This is a genomic window from Salipiger sp. (assembly GCF_059781815.1).
This window is the reverse complement of record NZ_JBYNAH010000166.1, coordinates 837-12,045: the sequence shown is the minus strand read 5'-3', so window position 1 is coordinate 12,045 and position 11,209 is coordinate 837. Positions and strand designations below refer to the sequence as shown.

The 11,209-nt window shown below is 68.8% G+C and carries 11 protein-coding genes; 2 read left to right on the top strand and 9 right to left on the bottom strand.

Annotated features, from left to right (window positions below; all coding sequences use genetic code 11):
* Positions 1-60 precede the first annotated feature (60 nt).
* Both AC6RA4_RS17580 and AC6RA4_RS17575 read left to right on the top strand, forming a co-directional pair.
* Positions 61-228, top strand: coding sequence for a hypothetical protein (locus AC6RA4_RS17580; protein ID WP_500162575.1), 168 nt, complete (start codon positions 61-63; stop codon positions 226-228).
* Positions 229-240: 12 nt separating this feature from the next.
* Positions 241-717 carry a hypothetical protein gene (locus AC6RA4_RS17575; RefSeq protein ID WP_500162573.1) on the top strand — a complete coding sequence of 159 codons (477 nt, stop codon included), beginning with the start codon at positions 241-243 and terminating at the stop codon, positions 715-717.
* Here AC6RA4_RS17575 and icmH read toward each other — a convergent pair.
* From icmH to tssC, 9 genes are read right to left on the bottom strand one after another with little or no spacing between them, the layout of a single operon-like run.
* Positions 695-2,053 carry a type IVB secretion system protein IcmH/DotU gene (gene icmH / locus AC6RA4_RS17570; RefSeq protein WP_500162571.1) on the bottom strand — a complete coding sequence of 453 codons (1,359 nt, stop codon included), beginning with the start codon at positions 2,051-2,053 and terminating at the stop codon, positions 695-697. The two genes, AC6RA4_RS17575 and icmH, sit on opposite strands and share 23 nt — an antisense overlap.
* 1 nt (position 2,054) lies before the next feature.
* The gene (gene tssK, locus AC6RA4_RS17565) at positions 2,055-3,389 is read right to left on the bottom strand and encodes a type VI secretion system baseplate subunit TssK (protein ID WP_500162569.1); all 1,335 of its coding nucleotides are present in this window, start codon (positions 3,387-3,389) and stop codon (positions 2,055-2,057) included.
* A 14-nt stretch (positions 3,390-3,403) separates the two neighbouring features.
* A complete protein-coding gene (tssJ, locus tag AC6RA4_RS17560; RefSeq protein WP_500162567.1) occupies positions 3,404-3,856 on the bottom strand; it encodes a type VI secretion system lipoprotein TssJ in 453 nt (150 codons plus the stop codon).
* A gap of 1 nt (position 3,857) precedes the next feature.
* Entirely contained in the window at positions 3,858-5,489 is a 1,632-nt protein-coding gene (tagH, locus tag AC6RA4_RS17555; RefSeq protein ID WP_500162566.1) for a type VI secretion system-associated FHA domain protein TagH, read from the bottom strand.
* Positions 5,486-6,550: a type VI secretion system baseplate subunit TssG gene (gene tssG, locus AC6RA4_RS17550; RefSeq protein ID WP_500162564.1), complete on the bottom strand. Its 1,065-nt coding sequence runs from the start codon at positions 6,548-6,550 to the stop codon at positions 5,486-5,488. Before tssG ends, tagH begins: the two co-directional genes overlap by 4 nt.
* On the bottom strand, positions 6,514-8,391 hold the full coding sequence (gene tssF / locus AC6RA4_RS17545) for a type VI secretion system baseplate subunit TssF (RefSeq protein ID WP_500162563.1): 1,878 nt from the start codon (positions 8,389-8,391) through the stop codon (positions 6,514-6,516). Before tssF ends, tssG begins: the two co-directional genes overlap by 37 nt.
* Complete coding sequence (gene tssE / locus AC6RA4_RS17540; protein ID WP_500162561.1) at positions 8,391-9,113, bottom strand: type VI secretion system baseplate subunit TssE; 723 nt, start codon at positions 9,111-9,113, stop codon at positions 8,391-8,393. The genes tssF and tssE overlap by 1 nt, the downstream gene beginning before the upstream one ends.
* Positions 9,114-9,135: 22 nt before the next feature.
* Complete coding sequence (locus tag AC6RA4_RS17535) at positions 9,136-9,645, bottom strand: Hcp family type VI secretion system effector (protein WP_500162559.1); 510 nt, start codon at positions 9,643-9,645, stop codon at positions 9,136-9,138.
* A 30-nt stretch (positions 9,646-9,675) separates the two neighbouring features.
* Positions 9,676-11,184 (bottom strand): type VI secretion system contractile sheath large subunit, encoded by a 1,509-nt coding sequence (gene tssC, locus AC6RA4_RS17530; RefSeq protein WP_500162558.1) that lies wholly within the window; start codon positions 11,182-11,184, stop codon positions 9,676-9,678.
* Between the last annotated feature and the right edge of the window lie 25 nt (positions 11,185-11,209).

Genomic DNA, 11,209 nt, shown 5'->3' with positions numbered 1-11,209 from the left:
ATTGCCAATCAACTTGCTGACGCCAGCGGCGCGGTCATCCGTCCCCACTTTCGGAGTGGTGTGGCTGTTGAGGACAAGTCCGACGACAGTCCGGTGACGATCGCCGACAGGGCGGCGGAGCGGGAAATTCGGCAGCTTCTTGAAAAACTGTGCTCGGAGCACGGCATCCTCGGTGAAGAACCAGTCGCAGTTGCGGGTGCCGCCGATGCCCTTGAGATCGTCCGATAGGTCGATGGGGAAATGCAGCCCCGACTGGCGGAGCGCCGTGGTCTTGCCGGTGCCCGGCGGGCCGATGAACACGTACCACGGCATGTCGCGCAGGAACTTGCGCCCGCCAAGCTTGGAGCGCTTCATCTGCTCGAGCACGCCATGAAACTTGGCGCTGACCTCGGCGAGGTTCTCCTCGCCCGGGGCCATCGCGGATTCAGGCGGCGGCGCGGCAAGCTCGGACACGAAGGCGCGGTTGGCCTTGGCGGCGCGGATCTGGCGGATCAGCATCGACAGCAGCCACAGGATCAGGATCACCCCGATCACGATGACCCGCACCAGTTCCCCGGCGAGCGGCTGTGCCGAGCCGATGCTGACCAGCGGCCCGTAGAACCAGATGAGCGTGCAGAGCACCGCGATGCCGATCAGGGTCCACAGGAAGCGGGAAAACAGGAACCGGAAGATCGCCTTGAGCACTCCCATCCGCTCACACCTTCTTTTGCAGGATGACTTCGACGCGGCGGTTGCGCGCGCGCCCGTCGCGGGTGCCGTTGTCGGCGATCGGATCCTCGGCGGCGCGGCCTTCGGAGCTTACCAGCTCGGCCGGAACGCCCTGCGCGCGCAGCATGTCGGCGATGGTCTTGGCCCGCGCCTCGCTCAGCCCCTGATTGGATCGGAACGGGTTCGAGGTCTGCACCGGGATGCTGTCGGTATGGCCGACCACCCGCACCGCGCCGATGAACTCGATATTGTCCTTGATGACCTGCGCGATGGAGCCCACCAACGGGCTGTAGATCTCGTTGATGTCGGCCTTGGCCGAGCGGAACACCTCGGGCTGGGTCGCCTGGATCACCACCACCGCAAGCGACACGTCCTCGCGCCCGGTCAGCGCCTTAGCGCTGTTGGACGGCGCGGCCTCTGCAAAGAGCGGCAGCAGCTCCATCACCACCGGGTCGGCGGTGAATTGCGGGCTCTCCACGGTCTCGATCACCGGGCGGAAGATCTCGGCCCGCTCGGTCGGCGGAAGCAGCCCTGCCACCGAGAACAGCTGTTCGCCGCGCTTCGACAGGCTCATGCCCAGCGCCACGTAGATGCCCACGACAAGCGCCACCGCGATCAGCCCGATCGACCAGAGCGGCACGATGAAGCCGCGATCCTCGTCCTCGGCCTTGACCCCCTGCCAATGCGGCGAGAGCGGCGCGTCCTCGCTGTCGCGGTCGCGCAGGATGCGGGCCATCTGGCCGCGCAGCTGCCCCAGCGCCGCCTCGCCCGCGCCGGGATCGAGCCGGTGCTTGCCTCGAAAGCCCAGCGACAGGCAGAGGAACACCAGTTCGAGCAGCTCCGGGTCGCGCTCGGGGTAGCGCACCAGCCCCTCTGCCAGCTCGAAGAAGCGCTCGCCCGCGTCGATATCGCCATACATCTGCACCACCAGCGGATGGCGCGGCCAGCCGCTCGCCCCGCCCCACGGCGTGTTGAGCGCGATGTCGTCGAGCAGCGCCGCCACGAACCACGCGCCCTGATCGGCGCGGGTCAGCGTGACGCCTGCGGTCACCGCGGCATCGCGCGCATAGGTGAGGTTCTCGTGCAGGCGCACGCGCAGCAGATCCGGGTTCTCGGGCGGCACCGCGCGTTCGAGCTCGGGCGCAAAGCCCAGCAGCGCGGCGTAGGAATTGACCAGCGGGTTGGCGCTCGCCCGGCCGCCGCGCAGCCGAACCGATCCGCCACCCTCGGGCATGACCACTGGGTCGTATTGCGGCGCGCTCTGGGGCTGGCGCGCGGCAGGGCGCGGCCGGATGCGGGTGCGTCCGGCGTCGTTCTCAAGCCCGAATGGATCTTCGTCACTCATCTCACCGGCTCACCGCATAGCAATCAATCTCGGGCTCGCGCTCCAGCTTGCCCGCCACCCCCACCACGAAGCCCGGCGCCTCGGCCAGAGAGGCCCAGTGGGTCGAACTGCGGTCGAGCTCGAGGCAGAGCCGCTCGCCATCATAGGGGATCTCGCGCGGCTGCGAGCCGAGCGGCTTGAGCGGGATGCCGGTCAGGCGCGACTTCCACAGCGCGTCGAAATCATCGGCCGCGCCCACCGTGGCCTGATCGACGAACATCTTGCGCAGTAGTGCCTCCGACAGATCGCCGCCGACCCGCAGCACGATGCGGCTGGTGCGGATGATCTCGGGATTGTCGATGCGCACGGTCCAGATGTTCTCGGAATGCCGCGTCACCCGCAGCGCGCGGCTTTTGGGCTCGACATGGCGCAGCGACAGCACCAGCGAGCGCAGCGTGTCGGCCAGCTCACCGAAGCCCGGCTGCGGATCGGTGTGATCGTAGGGCGGCATCTCGCCCAGCCGCCGCGCCGAGGCGCCGTAGGTCGCCAGCCGCCCGGCGATGGCGGCGAGCTCCATGTAAAGCTCGGAGGGGTGGAAATTGTCCTGCGCCAGCATGTGCGCCAGCCGCTGCCGCGCGCTGTTGGCCGCCTCGAGGATCAGCAGGTTCTCCATCGAGGCGCCGGTGCCGCCCAGCACCATGCCGCCATGGGCATCGGCCACCCGGTCGATGCCGGTCACCAGTTCCTTGAGCAGGCGCCCGTACCAGGGCACCGCCCCGGTGTTCAGCGCCGGCGGCAGGAAACCCGCGTCGAGCAGCACCGAGCCATCCGCGCTCAGCCCCTCGAGCCGGGCGATGGGCAGCGTGGCATAGCCGCGGGTCTCGTCCTCGGGCAGCAAGAGCTTGGGCGCAAGCTGCGCCACCTCGAGCTCGACCGGATCCGAGCCGTCGCGGATCTCGTCGCGCACCGTCACCATGCGGCCGCGATAGCGCGTGCCCGAAGCCGGCGCGTGGGCCGGATCGATCTGCGGCGCATCCGTGGCCACCGCCGGCACCGCAAGATGCACCAGCCCCGCCCCGGATTGCGAGACCACGCCCACCGGCTCGATCTCGGCGGTGTCGTGCGGGATCGAGAAGAACGTGCCGTCCGGCATCACGCCCTGCGCTTCGGCAATGGCGATCTGCCCGGTCTCCAGCGCCACCGGGTCCAGTTCGAGCTTGGTGAAGCCGAAGCTCTGCAGCGGCATCGCCTCGAGCGCCTGCCACAGCTGCCACGCCGCGTGCCGGTCCTGCTGCTGCAGGTGCTGGGTCCGAAGGAAAAGCCCCTCGGACCAGACGACCTTGTTCCTGTTTGCCATGCGGGTCCTTTCGTTCAGGCGGTGGTCACGCTCAGGCCGCCGCTGCCGACCGAGATCATCACCGCGGTATCCGCCGCGGGCGCGGCGATCTTGCGGCGCACGATCTTGCCCGCCGGGTCGCGGAAGCCGGCGGTGACGCCGATGGTGGTGACGCCGGTCTGCAGCGTGATGGCGCGGGTGGCACTGCCCCCTGGCGCGAGCACGATCTGGTCGGACTTGATCAGCTCGCCGCCCAGCGCCGAGGCCGGGTCCTGCAGCGCGAAGACATCGGCTGCGTCAAAGGCGCTTGAGCCCGAGAGCTGCAGCACGCTCACGGTGACCGGACGGTCGGCGCCGTCGGGGCCGGGGTTCATCCCGGGCGCGCCGGTGACGCGAACGGTCATCACCGGTGCGGCCTTTTCCATGCAGCCCGCGAGCGCCAGCCCGCAGCCGCCGATGATCAGGAAATTGCGGCGATGGATCAGCATGTCAGTCCCTCCTCTGGTTTTCATAGGCATCGCGGAAATCCGCCCCGACCTCGCCGAGGAACTGCTCCTCGGCCGAGCGCGCGATCTCGCGATAGCGTTCTTCATAGAGCTGCCACAGCTTGGCGCTGCGGCCGCCCGCGATCAGGCTCTCGAGCCGTCCGACATCCTCCATCTCGCGCGAGATCTCGGTGGGATCGAACTTGTCGACCATGCGGCGCAGCGCGGTCTGCAGCGCCGACCAGGTGCGCACCTGATGGTCGGTGAGATCGCGGAAGGCCTCGGCCAGCGCCGGCTCGGGGGCGAGGTAGCCGCGTCCGCGCGGGCGGATCAGCGCCTCGAGCGCCTCCTCGGATGTCGCGAGAAATTTCAGCGGGTTGACGTCCTGGCTTGCGATGATGGTCTGCGCCACGCGGACCTTCTGGCGCTCCTTGGCGCGGGTCCGCAGCAGCAGCATGACGCCCTCGACCATGGCCCGCATGGATTTGCCGATGCGCTCGATCTCCTCGTCGCTCCAGTTTTCGCGGCCCGCGGGGTCGAGCCCCATGCCCCGGAACAGCGCCTCGAGGCGGTCGCCCTGCCCGGCTGTCGCGGGTGGCGCGCCGACCGGGGGCGCTGCAGGTGGCTCGGCGGCGACCGGGGGCGCTGCGGGTTCAGGCTGAGGCGTCGGAGGCTCCGGCGCGCGGGCCACCGGTTGCGCGACGGCGGCGACCGGCGGTTCTGGTTCTGGCTCCGGGGCCGGTTCGGGTTCGGGCGCGGGCGCGATTTCAGGCGTGCTCTCCTGCACCGGCGTCGGCGGCGGGCCGAAGGAGAAATCCGCCGACAGGATCGGAGACTCGTCCTCGTCCGGCTCCCCGGGCTCCTCGACCTGCGCCACCGGAGGCGCCAGCCCCGCCGAGAGATCGGCGAAGAGATCCGAACGGCGCGGCGCCGCCTCTTGCGGGGCGGGCTCGGGCTCGGGTTCGGGGCCACGCACGGCGGTGGCATCCTCGTCGAAGAAATAGCCCCGCCCGGGCCGCTCGCGCTGGCGCGAGGGCTCTTCCTCGCGGCGTGGCTCCTCGCGACGCGGTGCGCTCTGCGACGGCGCGCCGCGCAGGTCGAGCTCGAACGGGTCGGCCTGATCCAGCGGACGCGGCGGCTTGGGCTCTTCCTTCTCCCAGCTCAGCGCCTCGCCGCCGTCGCGGCGCAGCCCGAAAGGATCGGGCAGCGAGGCCGGGCGCTCGGGGGGCGGCGCGACCTCCTCTGGTGGGCCAAAATCGAAGCCGCCGGACTGCACCCGCGCCGGCGCCACGGTGCCCCCGCCGGACAGCGGAGGGCTGGCGCTGGCATTCTCCACGCGCAGGGTGAAATCGCCGAGCCGCAGCCGCATCCCCGGCTCCAGCGGCACCGCGTTGCCAGCCCCCACCGGGTTGGCGGCGTTGTCGATGAAAAGCCCGCCCGAGGAGGCATCGGTGACCATGACCCGCCCGTCCTCGTCGGACAGGATGCAATGACGGCGCGAGACGAACATCTCGGGATCGTCGAGCTGCCAGTCGGCATCGTCGCTGCGCCCGATGCTGAGCCGCCCGCCCTCGAACACCATCTCGGTCACCGCCTGCGGCCGCGGCGCGGCCTCGATCACCAGCCTCAGGCTCATGACGCCCCTCCCGCCGCGGTGCCCGCGGTCTCGGTGATGCTGCCGAAGCAGAGCTCGTCGCCGTCGCGCCCCGCGACCGGGTCGAGCCAGAGCGTCTGCCCCAGCCGGCCCATGCCGATGCGCGCCTCGGGCACCTCGTCGGCGCGCAGCACGAGACGCAGGCCGAAATCGATGTCGCGCCCCATGGCAAAGACCACCGCGTGGCGCAGCCGGTCCCAGGCATCGGCATCGTCGAGGAAGGTGGTGAACTGCGCCAGCGTCAGCGGCCCGAGCCGGATCTCGGCGCGCGATTGCCGGTCATAGCTGCGCGCCCCCACCACCGCGCCGGTGCCGAGGCCGCAATATTGCCGCCCCACCCGGGTCTGCAGGGGCGCGGGGATCTCGATCCAGTGGCCGGAGAACTCGTCGATGCTCACCGGCATCTCGAGCACCGTCTCGAGGAAGCGCGCCAGCCGCTCCGGGCTGCGCACCTCCTGCGCCAGCGAGGTGGCGTGGTGCAGCTTGGAGCCGTCGAGCCGCCTGTCGCCGGTCATCTCGCCGGGAAGCCCGATCCCCGCCATGGCCCGCAGCATCGCGGTGATGCGCTCGCCATCGCCATGGGCGATGTGGATCTCGGGCCGGGTGTCGGCCCAGGCGCGCCAGTAGAGCGCCATCATCCGGTGCTGCAGCAGGTTGGCAAACTCCAGAAAGGAGGTGTCGGCAGTGACGCCCTCGCTCTCGCCCGAGAACCAGCGGTTCGACAGGCGCTGCAGGATCCAGCGCGTCATGTGCAGCGGCATCGGCCCCTCGGGCCCGATCAGCCCCAGCACGTTCACGGTGACCTGCGCCGGGCGCGTGCCCCGGGCCGGGCTGAAAGCCGCGAGATCGGAGGTGGCAAAGCTCATCCGCGCCGACTGTCCGAGCCGCGCCGGTTCGCGCGCGGCATCGCCCGAGCGGCCAAAGCGGCGCTCCTCGGTTTCGAGCTGGCGCAGCAGCTCGAAGAAATCCATCTCGGCGATCTCTTCCGCCGAGGGGGGCGCGGCGCTCAGATCAGCGCGCGTGTGCCCGGCGTCATCGGCCATGTCACCTCCGTCTGCTGATGGGTCAGTTTCGTGCGGGTCCGGATGAAGGAATTGATCGCCGCGTGGCGGGCAAAGAGCCGCGACAACAGCGCAGAGAGCAGCAGATCGCTGCCGCCCGAGAGCATCTGGTCATTGACCAGAAGGGTGATCTCGGTGCCGCGTCCGAAGCAGATCGGCCCGGAGCGCTGCAGCCGCTCGACGATCGAGCGCGCCTCGATGCCCTCGACGCTTTCGCCGTGGCGGCGCAGGCTGGGGTCGCCGCGATCGGCATAGAGCGAGATCAGCGCCTGCAGGGGCTCGGCGCCCTCGCGGCTCTCGGTCAGCGAGATGTGGTTGAGGCCGAGTTGGGTGATCCAGCGCCATGTCAGGTGATCGAGCTGGCCCTCGCCCCCGGCCCCGTGCGGCAGGCTCGAGCGCAGCGACGGGCGCGGCCGGCGCATGTTGCGCAGCAGGCGGATCTCCTGCACCGGATCGCCGGTCTCGAGCGTGAGCCTTGGCATGTCGTCGAGGATCGGCAGGTCGCGGTTGGTGCAGAGCGCCCGCACGTCGAGCCGCCGCAGCGGCCTGGTCGCCTCGCCGCCCGCCGGGCGGCCGATGGAGACGTAGAAATCGTCGCCCGAATAGCTCGACCTTGTCTGGCCGCGGCGCACCTCCTCGGTGTCGGGCAGGCGCGGGCGGCGCTCGGCGGAATAGACGAAGCCGCTGTCGGCGCTGACCTCCGTCGAGAACAGCGGCTTGACCCGCGCCTGCGGCCCGTCGGTCTCGGCATCCTCGACCCGCAGCAGGCGGTAGATTTCGTAATCCTTGGGGCGGGTTCGGTCAGCCTGCACGATATGGGCCGAGCGGTTGCGGCGCAGCTCGACAAGGTTGCACTCGTGCTCGAAGAGGTTGACCACCGGGCTCACGAAGAGGCTCAGATCCTGCGCCGAGGTGCTCGACAGGTCGCCGCGCTCCTGGCTCAGCAGCACCACGATCTCGGCCTTGCCCTTGTCGCAGGCGCGGATCACCGGGGCGAGCCCGTCGAGGCGCAGGTAATGGAAGCGCTCGGGCATCAGGAAATACTCGCGCAGCAGCCGGTAGCCCTCGAACGAGGGCCGCACCCGCGGCAGCAAGGCCTCCTCGTCGGAGGTGCCCACCATCTGCGGCGCCCCGATGGCGCGGAACGGCGTGCGCCCGTCGGCGGGCCGCGCCGCGGCCCCTGCCCCGAAGCCGAACACCGCATCGAAGAGCGCGCCGCCGCGCGCCCCGGTGCCGAGATAGAGGTCGAGCCGGTCGAGCGACAGCTCGGAGAGCGCCCCCGCCCCCTGCCGCTCGATCTCGATCAGCAGCCCGGCCGAGGCCTCGCGGGTCAGCGCCTGGCTCACCCCGGCCTGCGCCAGCGCCCCGCGATCGGGCAGGTAGCGCACCGCGCCGAGCTTGATCGGCCAGAGATGCACCTCCTGCGCGGTGGTGTAGGTGCAGCGGGTCTGCAGCCCCTCGCGCAGGCCCGAAACCAGCCGGGTGCCGCGCTTCATCCGGTAGCCGTCGAGCATGCGCTCGACCTGCGGCCCCGGCCCCATGCGCGCCATCGACATCGCCGGCGACGGGCCTGCGAGGTCGGGATAGAGCATGTCGAGCAGGTTGCGCACGTAGCGGCTGGCCTCGGCATCGACCTTGAGCCGGGTGCGCGCGGCAAGGAAAGCCACGCCCTCGAGCAGCCGCTCGACGTAAGGATCCGGGCACGGCACCGCGTCGAGCGCGAGGTTCCGGGCCACGTTGGGATGCAGCGCGGCAAATTCCTGCGCCAGCCCGCGGATATGGCCAAGCTCTTCTTCGTAATAATCGAGGAAGACGGCATCCATCAGCGGTCCTCCAGCGTGGTGCGGGCGTTGCCGTTGTCGAGGTCGATGGTGGTCGACAGGCGCAGCCGCTCGGGCACCGGCGAGAGCAGCAGCGTGCCTTCGATCTGGATCACCAGCCCGGCCTTGGCCGAGCGCTCGACCTTGACCTTGACGCTGTCGCGCTTGAGCCGGGGCTCGAAGGTGTTCATCACCAGCTTCAGCTCGCGCCCGAGCGCGTCGGGGTCGAAATCGAGCCCGTTGCGCCCCGAGAAGGACGGCACGCCGTAATTGAGCACGCTGCGCCGCACCTCGGGAAACTCCGCGAGGAGATCCCCGGGGCTCTCGTGGTCCAGCATTTCGCGCTCGGTGAGCAAGAAGTCCGCCTCCAGCCGCTCGGTATTGAACAATATCTCGATGTCGCGGCGCACCGCTTCGCGCAGTACATCCGCAGTGACCACGATGCCGCTGTCCTCGAGCATCTTCTGCCGGGCGCGCAGCCCGAACAGACGCCGCGCGAGGATGCGGGTCTCGTCGTCGAGGCCGTCGCGGCGTTCGATGCCGCGCAGGCCGCCCTCGAGCAACGCGCCGACCTCTTCCACCGAGCCCAGCGCCGCCGCGAGATCGCGGGTCAGCGCGTCGGCCTCGGCCGAAAGCCCCGGCAGGTCATTGACCAATCGGTCCCAAAGGGACGGCTGGACAGCTTCCTGCCGGGAGACAGCCTGCGACTTGCTACTTTCGGGCATCAGGGGTGCTCATCGGCGAGCCTCAGGCCCCCATGGCGATGTCGAACTCGATCTCGTGCTCGTCACCGGCGGAGTGATCCTCCTCCTGGACGATGTACTTGATCTTGATGTTCTCGAACGCGAAGCCGATGGCTTCCTGCAGCTCCTGACCTTCTCTCTCGACCCCTTCGGAGTCGGTGATCCGACCTTTGCCCTCGATCTCGTATTTCGAGATGATGGTGTTGGTCATGGTGATGGTGAGGTAGTCGAGATGGGCATCGCCCGAGTCCCGCCGCACCGTCACGATCACGTCCTTGAAGCTCTTGGCCTGCATCGCGGCAAGCGCGATGTAGGGCGAGGAGGCATCGTAGACCTTCTTGCAGTAGAGCGACGACACCTCGGCGCGCGAGCGCGCCCGGCCGCGGCCGGTCTGCGCCGTGGCGGCCTGCTCGACCGACCACATGATGTCGGTGATGTCGATCTCTTCCTCATGCTCGGCGCGCTGCGACTCGCCGTCGATATCCGGGATTTTCAGATAGCCGGTAAATGCCATTCTACCTCTCCATTTGCTTCAAAGTCAGTGCTACGATTTGACGGAGGGCAGCTCGGAGACGAGCCTCAGGCTCGCATTGATCCCCTCCAGCTGGTAATGCGGCCGAAGGTAGAAGCGGGCGTTGTAATACCCGGGACGTCCCTCGACACTGTCCACCTGCACCTCAGCGGCAGCAAGCGGTCTTCGGGCCTTGGCCTTGTCGTCGGCCATGGCCGGATTGGCGAGGACATAGCGGTTAATCCACTCTCCCAGCCAAACCTGCATATCGGCGCGTTCCTTGAAACTTCCGACTTTGTCGCGCGCGATGGCTTTGAGGTAATGGGCGAACCGGCTGACCGGAAACAGATACGGAAGGTTCGCCGACAGGCGTTCGTTCGCCTGCGCATCGGGGTCGACCAGCCGGCCGGCCCGCGTTTCGTCATCCTGCAGCGAGTGGGCGCCGATGAAGGCCGCCACGTCGGTGTTCTTGCGGTGCAGGATGGGCATCATGCCGAGCTTGGCGAGTTCCGCCTCGCGCCGGTCGTCGATGGCGATCTCGGTGGGGCATTTCATCGCCACCGAGCCGTCATCCGTGGGGAAGGTGTGCACCGGCAGGTTCATCACCGTGCCGCCGGATTCCACGCCCCGGATCTGCGTCCCCCAGCCCGAAATCTTGTGGCTGCGGTTGATGTTCACGCCCATGGCGAAGGCCGCGTTCATCCAGACGTAATGGTCGTGCTGACCGTCGAGCTCTTCCTCGAAGTCGAAGCCCTTCACCGGCACCGTCTCGGCGCCGTAGGGCAGACGCCCCAGCACCCTCGGCATGGTCAGGCCGATATAGCGCGCATCCTCGGATTCGCGCAGCGACTGCCAGCTGGCATATTCCGGGCTCGAGACGATCTGCTCGAGATCCTGCGGGTTGGGCAGCTCCTGCCAGCTTTCCATGCGAAAGAGCTGCGGCGCGGCGGCGGCGATGAACGGCGCGTGGGCCGAGGCACAGATGCCGCTGAGGTTGCGCAGCATGCCCACGTCCTTGGGCTTGTGGCTGAACTCGTAGGCGCCGACGATGGCGCCGAAGGGCTCGCCGCCGAACATCGAGTATTCGTCCGAGTAGATCTTCTTGAACACCGCGGACTGGTCCCACATCTGGCCCTCGTAATCCTCGAGGTGATCGGCCAGCTCGTCCTTCTTCATGTTCATCACCCGGATCTTCAGCTTCTGATCCGTCTCGGTGTTGTTCACGAGGTAGTGCAGCCCGCGCCAGGTGCCCTCGATCTCGCGCACCTCGGGGGCGTGCAGGATCTCGTTCATCTGCTTCGACAGCATCTGGTCGATGCCCGCGATCAGCGACTTGATCGACTTCACCGCGTTGCCCGAGATCGTCGCGGTGCCCGACTTCTCCTTTGCCGCCACGGCGAGGTTGGCGACCAGCGACTGCAGCTTGTCGCTCTCGGCGTCCTTGACGCGGAAATCCTTCTCGAGCAGCGAGGAGAATTCGCCGAGGTCGAGCGCTTCGGCTTCGGCGGCGCCGGCGGACTCTGTCTTCTGTTCTTCAGCCATGCGTCAGTCCTCCTTGCTGTCCGAC

Excerpts from the sequence above, each read along its gene's own strand:
- tssK (WP_500162569.1), bottom strand. The coding sequence starts at position 3,389 with ATGGCAAACAGGAACAAGGTCGTCTGGTCCGAGGGGCTTTTCCTTCGG.
- AC6RA4_RS17575 (WP_500162573.1), top strand. The coding sequence starts at position 241 with ATGCAGCCCCGACTGGCGGAGCGCCGTGGTCTTGCCGGTGCCCGGCGG.
- tssE (WP_500162561.1), bottom strand. The coding sequence starts at position 9,113 with ATGCCCGAAAGTAGCAAGTCGCAGGCTGTCTCCCGGCAGGAAGCTGTC.
- tssF (WP_500162563.1), bottom strand. The coding sequence starts at position 8,391 with ATGGATGCCGTCTTCCTCGATTATTACGAAGAAGAGCTTGGCCATATC.
- tssG (WP_500162564.1), bottom strand. The coding sequence starts at position 6,550 with ATGGCCGATGACGCCGGGCACACGCGCGCTGATCTGAGCGCCGCGCCC.
- tssC (WP_500162558.1), bottom strand. The coding sequence starts at position 11,184 with ATGGCTGAAGAACAGAAGACAGAGTCCGCCGGCGCCGCCGAAGCCGAA.
- AC6RA4_RS17535 (WP_500162559.1), bottom strand. The coding sequence starts at position 9,645 with ATGGCATTTACCGGCTATCTGAAAATCCCGGATATCGACGGCGAGTCG.
- icmH (WP_500162571.1), bottom strand. The coding sequence starts at position 2,053 with ATGAGTGACGAAGATCCATTCGGGCTTGAGAACGACGCCGGACGCACC.
- tssJ (WP_500162567.1), bottom strand. The coding sequence starts at position 3,856 with ATGCTGATCCATCGCCGCAATTTCCTGATCATCGGCGGCTGCGGGCTG.
- tagH (WP_500162566.1), bottom strand. The coding sequence starts at position 5,489 with ATGAGCCTGAGGCTGGTGATCGAGGCCGCGCCGCGGCCGCAGGCGGTG.